The following is a 14,649-nucleotide window of genomic DNA, read 5'->3' as shown; positions in this document are numbered from 1 at the left end:
GGCGGCAGACCGTGCCAGCCGCAGTTCGCGTTGCGGGCGAGGAGAACGGTGGCGTTTCCGGCGCCCGCGCAAGTACGGCCACGCCGTCGCAGACGGTACGCGAGGAACGGGGCGACGCGACGGCCCAGGCAACGACGGGTGATACGTCTCCGCGCGTTACGCCTCCGGCCGACACCCCCAAGACCGCCCGCCGCAAAGGCCGCGACCACCGCACGGCGCGGTTGCCCGCCTTCAAGCCGGAAGCCGCCCCGCTAGGGCTGCCGGTGCCTGGCGCTCCGGGTGTGTCCGTTCCCGACAAGACCCCCCGGACCCATGGGAGCGCCCCGTCCGGCCAAGTGCCGATGAGCAGAAGGCCGGCAGCCCTCTTCCCCGGCCGCGAAGACTCGGGCACGCCGGAACGGCGGAGCTTCACGCCGGTTCGCACGGGGACGTCTTCCGACCTCGCTGCCCCGGCAACGGCCCCCTGGCCCGCCGCCCCGAGTCCGCGCCCCGTCCAGGAGCGTCCAGCGGCCGAGGCCGGGCGTACGTACCCAGCGGCGCGCCCCGAGCCCGAGGCGGTCCCTTGCTCTTGGACTCTGGTGCCGTTGGCGTCACCGTGCTTCACGTCCGCGGTACGGAATGCCCAAGGGCTTGGGTCCGGATACCCGGTGTTCCGGCGGATCGGCACGGAATCGCCCACCACCCGCCCCAGTCGACTCGCAAGCGCCCCGCCAGATGGCCGGAGCGAGCTGTCAGCCGACGGGACCGCCGAAGTGACCTGGGGCATCCCAGCAGGAGTCCTCCACAAGGAAGCGAGGGGTTAGGTCATGGCCAAGGCTCTGGAGCCCATATCCGTACATCGGTTCTCTCTCACGATCGACGGGAAGGACCTCGGTCTCTTCACCGAGTGCACCGGACTGGCCCTGGCGGTGGAAGTGGACGAAGTGGTGGACGGAGGCATCAATGATTCGCTCGTCTACCTCCCCACCCGCATCAAGTATTCGCCACTGGTCGTGGCCCGCCCCGTGAACGAGGACTCACCTCGCTGGTCCCAGTGGGTGCAGGAGTCGGTGCAGCAGCAGGCGAAGCCGTTGACCGGCCACATCGCATGCCTTGGCGAGGACAACAAGCCGGTGGCCACGTGGGAGCTGCTCAACGTGACGCCGGTGGCCTGGCGTGGGCCGAGCCTGCACGCCGCAGGCGGGGGCGTGGCCATGGAGGAGATCGAGTTCGTCCACCGCGGTTTCCTCCCCCAGTCCGATACAGCCAAGAGCTAGGAGGCAGGACGGCATGCCCGCGAATCCGGAAAACAAAATGGTCCACGCCACGTTGGAGGTCTACGCGCCGCCGACGGGTAGCCAGGGCGGGCCTGGCGCGCTGCAGGAAGAGATCAAGCTGCAGTTCAATCCGGCCGAGCTCGCCCTGACGAAAGAGGTGGCCTGGGTGCAGCACGGCGCGCGTTCGGCTTCGTCCACCTCAGTGCCGGAGTTCACCGGCAGTCGACCGCGCGTGCTCGCCATGACAGTGGTCCTTAACGAGAAGGACACACAGGGACTTTCGGTCGACACGAGGGTGGCCAAACTGCTGTCGTGCTGTGTCCCGACCGAGAGCAGTCGCCTGGATGACCAGCCTTCACCCCCCTGGGTGAGATTCCGCTGGGGAAGCTTCGAGTCGGTGTCCTTCGTATCGTTCCTCAGCAGTGTCAAGGCGCGGTACACCCGTTTCTCCACGGGAGGCGAGCCCCTGCGTGCTGTCTGCGAGGTCACGCTGGAGGAGATCGGCACGACGGTCAAAGGGCAGAACCCGACCTCCGGTTCCCCTTCCTCCCGGCAGTCCTGTGTGCTGGTCCGAGGTGACTCCCTGCAGTCCGTCGCGATGCGCAGCACCGGCCGAGCCGCGGACTGGCGACCGATCGCCGAACTCAACGGCATCGGTGATCCGTCGAAGGTGGTTCCCGGGCAGGTTCTGCTGCTGCCTGGTGCCGCCGATCTCTGACCCCTCCCTCCTTCCCTTCCATCGGCTCGACAAGCAAGGACACGCACATGACTGCGCGGCACACCGCCGGACTGGGCATATGGGTCGGCGGCCGTCGGCTGACACCAGCTTTTGACATCGCGCTGGCCTGGGCGTCCGTGGAGGAGAACGGCCGCACCTCGGCAGTCGCGGAGGTCGGCTTCCGGGATCCGCGACACGCTTCCCTGCTGGCCGAGACCGGCATCGACCTTGGCAGTTCGATTGAGCTGAAATCCTTCACCCCTGACGGCCACCACGATCTCTTCGAAGGCGAGGTCACCGACTGCGAAGCGCGGGCAACGCCGGACAGCGGCGTGCTGACAGTGGTCCGCGCCGAGGACCACTCGCACCGCCTCCGACGTGGTACCCGGACGCTCGCGTACCACCAGATGTCGGCTTCCCAGATCGCCCAAAAGGTGGCGGACCTCGCGGGTGTCCGCGCGGGGACCATCGACGACACCCCCTTGGTGTATGAGTTCCTGACCCAACCGGCCATGTCCGACTGGGATTTCCTGGCCCACCTCGCACGGGAGAACGGCTGCGACCTCTTCTTCCGGGACGGCGCTCTGCACTTCCGGAATCCCGCCAAGGCCTCGGACGCGCCTAAGAAGGGCTCGCCGGCCAAGCAAAGTCCATTCGCTCTGGAGTTCGGCGAAAACCTGGTGAAGGTGAGTTCCGCCGCGACCTTGAACGACCAGGTGACCGGCATCGCGGTGCGCGGCTGGGACCCTCAGCGCAAAGAACCCGTCACCGCGCAGAAGACCCCCGGGACGACCACGGTCCACGACGTGGCGTGGAAGGCCGAGTCCAGCACGGTGCGCGGCGAGCCGCTGCTGCTGGCCGGTCTCCCCCACGCCACGCAGAACGAGGTCGAGCACCTTGCCGAGGCCATGGCGAGGGAGGTGACCGCAGGACTGATCCAGCTACGGGCCGTCGTACGCGGAGAGCCCCAGCTGCGGCTGCGCTCGGCGGTGGCCATCACTGGTCTCGGCAAGCAGTTCGAAGGCCGCTGCACCGTCACCTCCGTACGGCACGAGTACCACCCCGAGTCCGGTTACCTGTCGGAGCTGACCGTGAACGAAGGCAGCGACCGGGCGGCCGTGGGCCGGCCCGGGGACGGCGAAGCGGGGCTGCGTCGCTTCTTCGGCCTCATGCCCGGCACCGTCGCGAATATCAAGGACGATCAGAAGCAGGGCCGGGTGAAGGTCCAACTGCCCTGGCTGTCAACGGACTACGAGAGCAACTGGGCCCGCACCCTGCAGCAGGGCGGCAGCCGCGGCCACGGTGTGGCCGTACCGGAGGTGGGCGACGAGGTGCTCGTCGGGTTCGAGCACGGCTGTCTGGACCGCCCGTACGTGCTGGGCGGCCTGTACAACGGCGTCGACAAGCTCGCGGACCACGGCCTCGGCCTCGTCGACGGCGGCAAGGGCACCGCCAACCGACGGTCATTCGCCTCCAAGAAGGGGCACCGCCTGGAGCTGCTGGACGCGGACAGCCGCGGCATGGGCGCCACGCTGATCACCGGCGACGGCAAGCTCCAGCTCCAGCTCGACCAGCACAACACCCTCATCTCCGTCCAGAGCGACGGCACCGTCGAGATCATCGCGAAGCGCGGCATCACCGTGGACGCGGGAGAGGCTCCGCTGGAGCTGAAGGGCCAGAAGGTCACGGTGAACGCGCAGGAGGGTGTCGAGCTCTCGGGCACCGAGATCAAGGTCTCCGGAACCGAGGTCAAGATGTCCGGCACCGAGGTCGAGATGAGCGCCACCGCGGTCATGAAGGTCTCGGGCACCGACCTCAAGATGGCGGGCAACGCCATGGCGGAGATCTCCGCCCCCCTCGTCAAGCTCAACTGATCCACCCCGAGCCCCTGAACCCCACTCCTCCGGAAGGAGAACGACCATGCCCCCCGCCGCACGCATCGGCGACCCCACCACGCACGGCGCCGCCGCCGGAGTGGTCACGGGGCCTCCTCTCGCACCCACCGTCCTGATCGGCGGACAACCGGCCGCCGTGGTCGGGTCCCTGGCCACCTGCATGGGCCCGGTCCACATCCCGCCCATCCCCCCGACGCCGGTCATCGCCGTGCGCAGCGTACTCATCGAAGGCATGCCCGCCGCGGCCATGGGCGATGCGATCGGATGCGGCGGCACCATCATCATGGGCTGCCCCACCGTCATGATCGGCGGCTGAGCCCCATGCCCGACTTCTTCATCGGCCGCGGCTGGGCCTTCCCCCTCGGGGTGAGTCCCTCCGGCGGGGTGGCCATGGCCGAGGGCTCCGCCGAGGTCGAGCAGGCCATCCGGCTGATCCTGGGGACCGAGCCCGGCGAGCGGCCCATGCGTCCCGAGTTCGGCTGCGCGATCCGCGACCGCGTCTTCGGGTCCTTCGACGCGTCCACCAGCGGCGCCATCGCCCACGAGGTTCGGCGGGCGCTGGAGCGCTGGGAGCCGCGGATCGTCGTGGACGACGTCAACGTCGTCCAGGCGCCCGGCCGCCAGGAGGTGCTGGACATCGAGGTCGGTTATCACCTCGCCGACACCAACAGCCGCCGCAATCTGGTCCATCCGTTCTATGTGATTCCCGCCCACGAGGGCGCGGAGTCCCGTCCCGAGCAGCGCACCGGCGACGCCGTCGCGTCACCCGATGAGGGAAAACATGTCTCTGCCTAGCCCCAACCTGGACGACCGGCGGTTCCAGGATCTCGTCGACGACGCCAAGCGCTTCATCCAGCGCCGCTGCCCGGAGTGGACCGACCACAACGTCTCCGATCCCGGCGTCGCGCTCATCGAGGCGTTCGCGCAGATGGTCGACCAACTCTCCTACCGGCTCAACCGCGTGCCCGAAAAGATCCACCTGGAGTTCCTGGACCTGCTGGGGGTACAGCTGACGGCCCCTCAGGCAGCGCGTACGGAGCTCACCTTCCGACTCTCCGCCCCTCAGGACACCGACGTCACCGTCGCGGTCGGCGCCGAGGTGGCCACCCCCCGGACGGGCAGCGCGCCCGCGCGCGTCTTCACCGTCAGCCGGGAGCTGGCCATCGTGCCGACCGCGCTCAGCCACATCGGCTCCGCGCCGGCCGGGCAGACGCCCGAGCTGGTCACCGAGCGCTTCATGGCCGGGGAAGCGGCGACCTGCTTCGCGCAGCCGCCGACGCCCGGTGACGCCCTGCTGGTCGGCCTGTCCCAGGCCGCTCCCCGCTGCGCGGTCACACTGCGCGTGGACTGCGCGATGGACGGCGTGGGCGTGGACCCCCGGCGCCCGCCGCGCGTCTGGGAGGCCTGGTGCGGTGAGGGATGGACGGCCTGCGAGATCGAGAGCGACACCACCGGTGGCCTCAACAAACCCGGCGAGATCGTCCTCCACCTGCCCGACGGGCACGTCCCCTCCCTCATCGGGCGCCGACGGGCGGGCTGGCTGCGCTGCCGGATCACCGAGGCGGGGCCCGGGCAGCCGCAGTACTCCTCCTCCCCGAAGGTCAGCGCGCTGGAGGTCTACACGATCGGCGGGACCACGGCCGCGGTGGAGGGCGAGACCATCCCGCACGACGAACTCGGTGTCTCCGACGGCACCTCCGGGCAGTCCTTCACCATCCACCGCACCCCTGTCGTGGGCGGATCGCTGCGCGCGGTCGCGGTGGACACCAAGGCGGGGCGGCAGGTGTGGAAGGCGGTGCCGTCGTTCACGGACTCCGCCCCCGCCGACCGGCACGTCATGGTCGACGAGGTGAGCGGCACCGTCCGTTTCGGGCCGGCCGTGCGCCAGCCGGACGGGGAGATACGCCAGTACGGGGCCATCCCCGAGATCGGCGCCCGGATCACCGCGGGTGCCTACCGGCGCGGCGGTGGCCGCGGGGGCAATGTGGCCGCTGCCACGCTCACCGTGCTGCGCACGCCGCTCGCGCTGGTGTCCCGGGTGGAGAACCGCGGTCCCGCCACCGGCGGCGTGGACGCCGAGTCGGTCGACAGCGTGCGCCAGCGGGCCGGGCACTGGCTGCGTACCCAGGACCGGGCGGTGACCGCCGGGGACTACGAGTCGATCGTGGGCGCGGCCTGCCGTGACGCGGGCCGGATCGAGTGTGTCGCCGAACCCGCCGACTCCGAACGGCCCGGCCTGGTACGCGTCCTGATCATTCCCCGTGTACGGGACGTCCGCGAGGAGGACAGCTGGCAGGAACTGGTGCCCTCGGAGGCAATGCTGACCACCGCCGCCCGCGCCGTGGACGCGGCCCGCCCGCTCGGCGTACAGGTCTCCGTCAGCGGCCCGGCGTACCAGGGCGTCACGGTCGTCGCCGAGATCGAGGCGGTCAAGGGCGCGGACCGTCAGGAGGTCAAGGAGCGGGTGCTGCGCGCCCTCTACGAGTGCCTGAGCCCGCTGCCGTCGTCGCAAGGCATCAACCAGTCCGGCTGGCCACTGGGACGTGCGCTCCGGCTGAGTGATTTGTACGCCGTCGCCGCACGTTGCGAGGACGTGGAGTCGGTGACGAAGCTGGAGATGTACCCAGCGGACATCGGCACCGGTGAACGGCAGCCCGCCACCGACCGCATCGACATCGCCCCGGCGACGTTGTTCCTCTCCTTCCGCCACCAGGTCGCCGTGAAGAGCGCCCGCTAGCCCGGTCCGGTCCCACGAACGGACGAGACGAGAAGAGTCACATGGAGAGACTGCCGTCACCAGCGCCCGCACCGGCCGCAGCCGTACCCGCCGTGCCACCGCTGGTGCCCGGGAGCCGGTCGCTGCGCGCCATCCTCCCGGAGAGCTACCGCCAGGGCGACTTCGCCGACCGCTTCATCGCCGGTTTCGACGATGCCCTCGTCCCCCTCATCACCGCGCTGGACTGCCTGGACGCGTACTTCAGCCCGCGCACCGCCCCGGACGACTTCGTCACGTGGATGCTCGGCTGGACGAACACGGCGCTGCCCGCCTGTGTCGGCCCGGCCGGGCGGCGCAACGCGCTGCTGCTCGGCCACCGGCTGCACGGGCTGCGCGGCACCGCCACTGGGCTGGACCTGCTGGTCCGCTACGTCCTGGGCGGGCGGCTGGAACTCACCGAGTCGGGCACCACCCACTGCGCGGCCTGGCCCTACGACCCCTCGACGCCCGTGCCCGGCGGGAGTTGGGCGCAGGTGCGGGTGCTGCTGCCGTACGGCACGGCGGCGGGACGGCCCGGGGTGGCGGAGGACCTGGAGGACCTCGTACGGGAGTGGATCCCGGCGCATGTCACGGCCCGGGTCACGATCGAGGACGACGAGAACCCACTGCTCGCGCAAGGTACGGCCGGGGAGGCGTACTGATGGGCTCCGACACGTCCGGCCGCCGGGGCTGGCAGGTGCCCGAGGAGCAGGACATCTGCCACAGCTGCGGGGTGGTGGCCTACCCCGGCGAGATGTTCTGCACCGCGTGCGGCGCGTACTTGGCGTGGGACGCGGACAAAAGCGTCCCCGCAGTGCCAAAACAGCCGACGCACGCCGATCCTGTGCGGTCCGGGCCGACCCGACCGGATCCCGCACAGCGGGAACCCTCATGGCCCGAGCCCGCACAGCCGGACGAGGCGCACACGGACGTCTTCCCCTCGGGGAGGATACGGACCGACGACCCACTCTTCACACAGCCACCGACCGCCCCCGCTCCCGTGACCGCCCGGCCCGAACCCGCCCACGGCCGAACGGACTTCGTCGCTCCGGCTCAGGCCGATCTCTTCGCCACGACCGGCTCCGGGTACGCCACCGGCCCCGGAGGTCACTACGAGGCTCTTCCCGGCGCCGATTACCCCGCGTACGTCCAAACGGCCTCCCTCGCACCCGAGCCCGCGGAGGCACAGACCCAGGTGCTCGACGCCGAGGTGGTGCTCTGGACGAGCCTGCCCGAGGGGCACCCGCACGCCCAGGAGACGGAGCCGACGTCCGCGGACGGGGCATCGCACCTCCTGCTGTGCCCCCAGTGCCGGGAACCGAACGCCGAGTCGCGCACGTACTGCCACCCCTGCGGCGCCCTGCTGCGTCCGGAGCCCGAGCCCGAACCCGTCGTTCTCACCCGCTGGGAGAAGCTGCGTCAGCAGTACGTGGAGCGGCCCGAGATCTGGCACTGGGACCGCCGCCTGGGCGTGCTGCTTGCCGCGCTGCCCCTGTGTCTGGTGGCCGGGGTGTCCATGGGCGGCGCCACGGCCTCCGCGGACCAGGCCGTGCCACGGATCAAAGACCATTTCATGTCGCAGTCGGCGGTCGCGCCGGATTCCGTGTCCGCCTCCAGCTCCGCCAAAGGCTTCGAGGCGAACCTCGCCACCGACGGCCTCGACAACAAGGCATGGGCACCGGCGGAAACCGACAAGGAGGCCATCGGGGAATCCTGGACCGCCCAGTTCCAGACCCCGTTCCGGCTGACCTCTCTCGCCATCATCAACGGGGCGGCCAAGACCCCCAAGGAGTTCTTCGCGACCGGCCGCCCGACGAAGATCACGGTGACGGCGACCACCACCGGTCACGGCAAGGTGAAGAAGGACATCACACTCAGCGACCAGCCCGGCCCGCAACGATTCGACCTGGGCATCGACGGCGTGACCTCAGTGCAGGTGACGATCGACGCCGTCCACCCCGGGCTCAAGCCGAACATGCCGGTCGCCATGGCGGAGATCCAGTTCTTCAGCCGGCAGGCGTCATGAGCGTACGCGCCGAGCTGACCGCTCCCGAAGACACGATCACGCCTGGTGACTCGCTGACGGCCCATCTTCGGGTGTGGAACGAGAGCCGGATCGTCGACGCCTACGAGCTGCGACTGCTCGGCCCCCCGGCCGCCTGGCCCGACACCGATGAGGCCCTCGGCCAGCTGCCCATCTATCCGGGCAACCACGAGAAGATCAACATCCCGCTGACGCTGCCCCGCGTCGGTGAGCTGAAGCCGGGTCAGCTCACCTTCGCGGTCCGGGTCGCCTCGGTGGAGGACCCCGACGCGGTCGCCGTGCCCGAAGCGGACATCACTGTCGGCGAGTTCCACGAGGTCGAGCCGACGCTCTCCCGGTCCCGGGCAGGCGGCGCGCTGTGGAGCAGCAACCTGATCGTGCTGGAGAACACCGGCAACGCCACGGCGAACGTGCGGCTGCGGGTGGCACCGGAGGCCAAGGAGGCCCCTATACGGGCCAAGCTGCGGCGCTCCAAACTGACCCTCAAAGTCGGCGAAAAGGCACGGGTCAGCCTGATGGTGCGGGTGATGAAACCCGTGTTCACCGGCAAAGCCGCCGACTGGCGGATCGGGGTCCACGTCGACTGGGACCACGAGGGGGAGCACACCGTCTCGTTCGTCCACCGGCAACGCCCGCTGATACCCAAGCCGGCGCTCAAGGTGCTGACGGTGGCGGTAGCCGGTCTGGTGGCGTTCGCGGCCCTGTGGATGTCCCCGATCGGGGGCAAGAAGCCGAAGCCGCAGACCGAGTCCGCGAAAGGGCCCTCACAGGTGGAGCAGGTGCAGCAGCAGGAGAAGCAGACCGCTGACGAGAAGAAGAAGGACGACGAGAAGAAAGACAAGGCGAAGAAGGAGAAAGAGGAGGAGGGTGCGCCGAAGAAGCAGGAGTTCAGCAGGTCCCTGTCCACCTACTCCAAGAGCGGCAGGCTCAAGGACACGTACGTGGTCAAGAAGGGGTACCGGCTGGTGGTCAAGACCGTCCAGATCACAGCCTCGGGACCGGCGACGGGAAGCGTGATCCTCAGCACTGGGACCGAGGACCTGTCGACCCAGAACATAGCCGGCATCAAGGACTTCACACCGGCAGCGACCCTGTCGCTGGAAGCGGGCGAGAAGCTCATCCTGAAGCTGGTGTGCGCGCCGCCACAGGCCAATGGCGGTTCCGCCCCCGCGCCCTCCGGATCCGGCGCCCCCCTGGCACCGTCCGACAGCATGGCCACCGCCGTCGTCACAGGGGAACTCATCCCGCTCACGGGCCCCAACGCCGAACCTGACAAATCCCAGGTCACATCCTGACCGGGCGTCCCCTGATCCCACTCCCCCATTGCCCGTCATAACTCTGGCCCAGGAGCAGCCCCATGAGCATCGTCCAGCACATCGACGACGTCCTTGAGAAGGAGCTGCGGCAAGGCCCCCTGCGTGGCGTGAACGCGCAGGTCGTCTTCGAGACACCGACCTCCGAATGGGCCGCCCGGCGCTCCGGGCTGTGCGTGAACCTCTTCCTCCACAGCGTCGAGGAAGAGGTGGCCCAGCGGCAGTCCGGCGACACCAGCGTCATCGACGAACAGGGTGTCGTCATCGGCTACAACAAGCCCAGCCGCCACTTCAGACTCGGCTACGCGATGACGGTATGGGGGCAGAGTCCCCGCGACGAACACAGCATGCTCGGCGCCTTGTTGCAGTGGTGCGTGTCCACCGAGCGATTGACGCCCCGCCCAGGCCTCTCGGTGGCAGAGACTCTGTCTCTGAAACTACGTGAGACCCCCGAGGGCGTGGAGTCCCCGGCCATGAAGCTCTGGTCCGGCCTGGGCACACCGGCCCGCCCCGTCCTCGACCTTCAGGTGACGGTCCCGGTCACCCAACCCGGCACGACGGTGGAGACCGAACCCATCCGCGGCCTGAAACTCAGGGCGGCCCGTATCGACCAGTCCTTGACGCCGGAGGACCGCTCTCAATGCCGTATCCGCCCGCGTGGCACAACCCGGCCGCGGCGCAATATCGAGGAAATCGGCTAACACCGCTTCCACGGTCCTCTCGTTCGAATCACCAAATATCGCAGAAAAATAATCCGGAGAAGATTTTGCATGAACTTTGAATTTGGAAAACAAAAACCGAAAAGGGCACCTTTGGAACGGAATATCAGAGGGGAAAGCGGCGAAGAGGCGGTTGGCTGGGTCCTCCCTGATCGAACCTTCTGGAGCGAAGGGGAGGAATACAGGCTGGAAGAAACCGAACGAGTCTGCCGATTCGGCGAAGACGTCGGGGTTATCGACTACAGCAACATAGTTTGGGGAACCCTGAAAAAGAGGAAGGCGCTCGGAAAGCCCCTATACGGGAAGGGCGGATCCCCCGTCGCCTCCGACGTGAACCAGAGGTACCTGGGAGACTGCTTCCTTTTGGCCTCAATGGCAGCCATTGCCAATCGCCACCCAGACCATATTAAAGGGCTAATCAAAGAGGTTGACGGACAATTCATGGTACGGCTGTGCAACCTGAGACGGGGATCAGGGTGGGTGACGGTCAGCCGTAGCTTTTATGTGAACAGCGACCCAAGGGAAGACTCTGCGGGTGCAGAGTATGCAGATATCGACGGGCCACTTTGGCCCGCCGTCATCGAAAAGGCGATTGCCGGAGGTCGCGGCGGCTACGGGGCTCTGATGGACGGAGGGAATCCCGCAAGCGCGCTACGATGGCTTGGGTTTCAGGATGCAGATTCGAAACTCCTTGATGGACTAAGCTCCGACGAGCTGGTCGCAGAGTTCAACAAACCAGCCGTACACATCGCCACGACCAAGGAAGACGAAGTCATCGAAGAGATTGGCCTGGAAACGGGCCACGCATACAGCGTACTTTCATGTGATCAAGCATCGAACAAGGTGAATTTGCGGGACCCATACGGAAAGAAATCAAAAAAGGGCGAGGGGGATGGGGTGTTCGAAATCGGATTCGATGAATTACTCAAAGCGTTCGAGTGTCTCTATTGGGCGAGCCACCCTCAAGATTCCTAGCGCCATTCTTTCGCGACGGCCTGCCAGATTTCCAGCAGGCCGTTTCGCTTGTTCACGCTCCGCCGCCGACTGCGCATCGGATCAACGTCTGCCGCCCGCGCGACCACAAACAATCGCAACTGGGCCAAGGCTATCTAGGTCACCTCCATGTGATCGTCAGCAGTGCTCGAACTAGCGTTGCCGCCCGCAGCAGGCACTGCCATGGGCGCTACTCCCCTGCTGCGGTCCGTAACGCCATCAGTGGACGATAGTCCAACGTCCGCCTCCGAGTCGCGGTGACGCTCAAGGTGATCAGAGCAAAGCCAAAACCTGGGGGTCGGGTCAGACAGACCGAAGGGTCTCGTCCAGCAGCCGACCCAGCTTGCCGTACTCGAGTTTGATCCCCGCGAGGAGATGTTCCCCCCCGATCGGGCGGTCTTCCCTGAGCGCGACAAAGGCCGCCGCTTCCACGCTGGAGCGGATGCTGCCGCCGGCGAGGTCGAACCGCTCGGCTATGTCGTTGAGTTCCAGGTCGAGGTCCTGGGCCACAGGAACGGCCTCGCCGTACAGGAACCTCTTCCACAGCTCCAGGCGAGTCTCCGTGTCCGGTTTCGGGAAGTCGATCACCTCGTCGAAGCGCCGGGTGAACGCTGTGTCGATGTTGAACCGCAGGTTCGTGGTCAGGATCGCGAGGCCGCCGAATTCCTCGAGGCGCTGCAGCAGGTAAGCGCTCTGCATGTTGGCGTGGCGGTCGTTCGCTCCCTTGACCTCGCCGCGTTTGGCGAAGAGCGAGTCCGCCTCGTCGAAGAGGACCGCCGCGTCGAGGCAGTCCGCTGCGGAGAAGATCCGTTCCAGATTGCGTTCCGTCTCGCCGATGTACTTCGACACCACGGTCGACAGGCTGATGATGTAGAGGTCGACCCCGAGTTCGGCGGCGACGACTTCCGCCGCCATCGTCTTGCCCGTTCCGGAGTCGCCGGCGAACAGCGCGGTGACGCCCCAGCCCCGGCCGCCTCCCTTGCGCAACTGCCACTCCCCCATCACCATCTCCCGGTGCCTGACGCGAGAGACGAGGACGCGCAGCCTTTCCTGTGTCTCTTCGGGAAGCTTGAGATCTCGTTGCGCCACAGCCGGAGTCACCCGCCTGGACAGGGCCTCCAGGTCCCGGACGGCACTCCTGTGCACGAGCTCCCGTACGGCGGCACGGTCGAGTTCTCGTCCCTCGATCGCCGCATCCCGCCGGGCGCGCTCGACGCTGCTGACCGCGGCTGGGCAGAGGCGATCGCGTCGGGACACCTCTCCCCGTACGTCCAGCGACAACTCCATCGGCACGTCGGTGGCAGGCGGTCGGCTGTCGACGCCGTAGTAGACGACCGGGATCGGCTCCCGCGCGAAGTGGCGGACCAAGAGCTGGAGTTTGGCCCGTTCCGCATCATCGATCGTTCCGGGGATGCTCACCATCAGCCCTGCGCTGAAGAGGCGCAGTTCCATGGTGATCTCTTGGAGGAGCTCTTCGTGAAGTGATTCCTGCGCCAGCAGCGCTTCCAGGTCCAGCGCGACAACGGAGTGTCCGGACGCCTCGAACGCGGCGCGAGCCAGTGGCAGCGCCTCGCCGCCCGCTCCCTGACGCAGGTAGACGCCCGCCGAGGCACCGTTCTGAAGTGCCTCGCTCACCTGGATCACCAGTTCCTGCGATGACTCCCGCTGTGCGCCCGGTCGGCTCGGCAGAGGCTGGAGGCATCCGGTGCTGACGTCCTGGGGGCCCTGCCCGCCCGCCAGGAAGCTGATGACTCGTGGAGCAACCTGCACCTGGCACTGAGGGAACGGAATCCTGCCGTCCTCGACGTGGAGCAGCTTCTTCCCGACGAGCGCCGATCCATGGGCCAGCAGTCCGCAACTAACCGCCTGCAGTACGGTGACCTCATTGACCGCCAGGAGAGTCGCGACCGTCGGGCGCATGCCGGGGCTGGTGCCGCCCAGCATCTGAAAGACCGGCGAGTAGATCGGGTCTATGTCCGGTAGAAGGGCCGCGATGAGGATGTCGGCCTCCAGTCGCGACAAGCCGTACTCCGCGGCCAGCACAGCCAAGCGGTCGGTCCCGGAATCGGACGAGTGCGATCCGGCGATCCTCCCCGTCAGAGCCCGTCCTTCCCGGAGCTCGTCGGCACGACGGTCAGCGGCTGCCGTTTCCCCCTGTTCCACTCCCTCGGTGTCATCGAGCTCGGCGGCGAAGCGGTTCGCGAAGGGAGCGGATCCGTGCTCCTCGGACATCAGCCGGTGTATGCGGGACTCGATCTTCTGCAGTTCGTCGACGAAACGGGCGTCACGAGGCCATGTGTCGTCGGCCGACGCCGTACCTCCCTCATTTTCGCTGCCGTACTGATTCACCGAGCCGCTCCAAGCTCAACGTGCCGACCATCGGACTCACCGGTCCGTTGCCCAGGGTTCAACGGGCTCGCCCTCCGTTCGACCGAGCAGCATCTGCCACCAGGGTCAGGCCGTCGCGGTCGGGTGTGATGTCCACGTCCACGGTGTCGCCTTCGCGGATGTCTCCGGCGAGGATCGCGCGTGCGAGGCGGTCGCCGATGGCGGTCTGGACCAGGCGGCGCAGGGGTCGGGCGCCGTAGGTGAGGTCGGGTGGGGTGGTGTCGGTGGTGTCGGGGTTGTGGCCGAGGGTGGCGAGCCAGTGGAGGGCGGGTTCGGTGACGTCGAGGGTGAGGCGGCGGTCGGCGAGGCGCTTGGCGAGGTGGCCGATCTGGATCTGCGCGATGCGTTCGAGCTGGCCGGTGCCCAGGGCGTGGAAGACGACGAGGTCGTCGAGGCGGTTGAGGAATTCGGGCCGGAAGGCTGCGCGGACGGTCTGAAGGACCTTTTCGCGCTTCTGCTCCTCGGTCAGCAGCGGGTCCACCAGGTAGGGGGAGCCGAGGTTGGAGGTGAGGATGAGGATGGTGTTGCGGAAGTCGACCGTGCGGCCCTGGCCGTCGGTGAGGCGTCC

At 67.9% G+C, this 14,649-nt stretch carries 13 protein-coding genes; 11 read left to right on the top strand and 2 right to left on the bottom strand.

Features of this window, described 5'->3' with window-relative positions; translation table 11 throughout:
* Nucleotides 1-806 precede the first annotated feature (806 nt).
* The 11 genes from ACWD4A_RS29770 to ACWD4A_RS29720 all read left to right on the top strand — a co-directional run bounded on the left by ACWD4A_RS29770 (nt 807) and on the right by ACWD4A_RS29720 (nt 11,675).
* Nucleotides 807-1,256: a phage tail protein gene (locus ACWD4A_RS29770; protein WP_451198669.1), complete on the top strand. Its 450-nt coding sequence runs from the start codon at nt 807-809 to the stop codon at nt 1,254-1,256.
* Nucleotides 1,257-1,269: 13 nt separating this feature from the next.
* Nucleotides 1,270-1,974 carry a CIS tube protein gene (locus ACWD4A_RS29765; RefSeq protein WP_451198667.1) on the top strand — a complete coding sequence of 235 codons (705 nt, stop codon included), beginning with the start codon at nt 1,270-1,272 and terminating at the stop codon, nt 1,972-1,974.
* Between the two features lie 47 nt (nt 1,975-2,021).
* Nucleotides 2,022-3,848: a VgrG-related protein gene (locus ACWD4A_RS29760; RefSeq protein ID WP_451198666.1), complete on the top strand. Its 1,827-nt coding sequence runs from the start codon at nt 2,022-2,024 to the stop codon at nt 3,846-3,848.
* Nucleotides 3,849-3,894: 46 nt separating this feature from the next.
* Nucleotides 3,895-4,185: a PAAR domain-containing protein gene (locus ACWD4A_RS29755; RefSeq protein WP_451198665.1), complete on the top strand. Its 291-nt coding sequence runs from the start codon at nt 3,895-3,897 to the stop codon at nt 4,183-4,185.
* Nucleotides 4,186-4,190: 5 nt separating this feature from the next.
* Nucleotides 4,191-4,664, top strand: a complete 474-nt coding sequence (locus ACWD4A_RS29750) for a GPW/gp25 family protein (RefSeq protein ID WP_451198663.1) — start codon at nt 4,191-4,193, stop codon at nt 4,662-4,664.
* Nucleotides 4,651-6,606 carry a putative baseplate assembly protein gene (locus ACWD4A_RS29745; RefSeq protein WP_451198662.1) on the top strand — a complete coding sequence of 652 codons (1,956 nt, stop codon included), beginning with the start codon at nt 4,651-4,653 and terminating at the stop codon, nt 6,604-6,606. The genes ACWD4A_RS29750 and ACWD4A_RS29745 overlap by 14 nt, the downstream gene beginning before the upstream one ends.
* Before the next feature lie 41 nt (nt 6,607-6,647).
* Nucleotides 6,648-7,286 (top strand): hypothetical protein, encoded by a 639-nt coding sequence (locus ACWD4A_RS29740; RefSeq protein WP_451198660.1) that lies wholly within the window; start codon nt 6,648-6,650, stop codon nt 7,284-7,286.
* Nucleotides 7,286-8,650 carry an NADase-type glycan-binding domain-containing protein gene (locus ACWD4A_RS29735; RefSeq protein WP_451198659.1) on the top strand — a complete coding sequence of 455 codons (1,365 nt, stop codon included), beginning with the start codon at nt 7,286-7,288 and terminating at the stop codon, nt 8,648-8,650. The genes ACWD4A_RS29740 and ACWD4A_RS29735 overlap by 1 nt, the downstream gene beginning before the upstream one ends.
* Entirely contained in the window at nt 8,647-9,963 is a 1,317-nt protein-coding gene (locus ACWD4A_RS29730) for a COG1470 family protein (protein WP_451198658.1), read from the top strand. The genes ACWD4A_RS29735 and ACWD4A_RS29730 overlap by 4 nt, the downstream gene beginning before the upstream one ends.
* A 62-nt stretch (nt 9,964-10,025) precedes the next feature.
* Nucleotides 10,026-10,682 carry a DUF4255 domain-containing protein gene (locus tag ACWD4A_RS29725; RefSeq protein WP_451198656.1) on the top strand — a complete coding sequence of 219 codons (657 nt, stop codon included), beginning with the start codon at nt 10,026-10,028 and terminating at the stop codon, nt 10,680-10,682.
* 69 nt (nt 10,683-10,751) lie between these two features.
* A complete protein-coding gene (locus tag ACWD4A_RS29720; protein WP_451198655.1) occupies nt 10,752-11,675 on the top strand; it encodes a C2 family cysteine protease in 924 nt (307 codons plus the stop codon).
* 321 nt (nt 11,676-11,996) lie between these two features.
* Here the strand turns inward: ACWD4A_RS29720 and ACWD4A_RS29715 are convergent, their stop codons facing one another.
* Nucleotides 11,997-14,042 carry an ATP-binding protein gene (locus ACWD4A_RS29715; RefSeq protein WP_451198653.1) on the bottom strand — a complete coding sequence of 682 codons (2,046 nt, stop codon included), beginning with the start codon at nt 14,040-14,042 and terminating at the stop codon, nt 11,997-11,999.
* Nucleotides 14,043-14,100: 58 nt separating this feature from the next.
* The coding region (locus ACWD4A_RS29710) for an AAA family ATPase (protein WP_451198652.1) at nt 14,101-14,649 on the bottom strand (549 nt) is incomplete at its 5' end.

The sequence above is a fragment of the Streptomyces sp. NPDC002537 genome, assembly GCF_053594975.1.
This window is presented reverse-complemented; position numbering and strand designations above follow the sequence as displayed.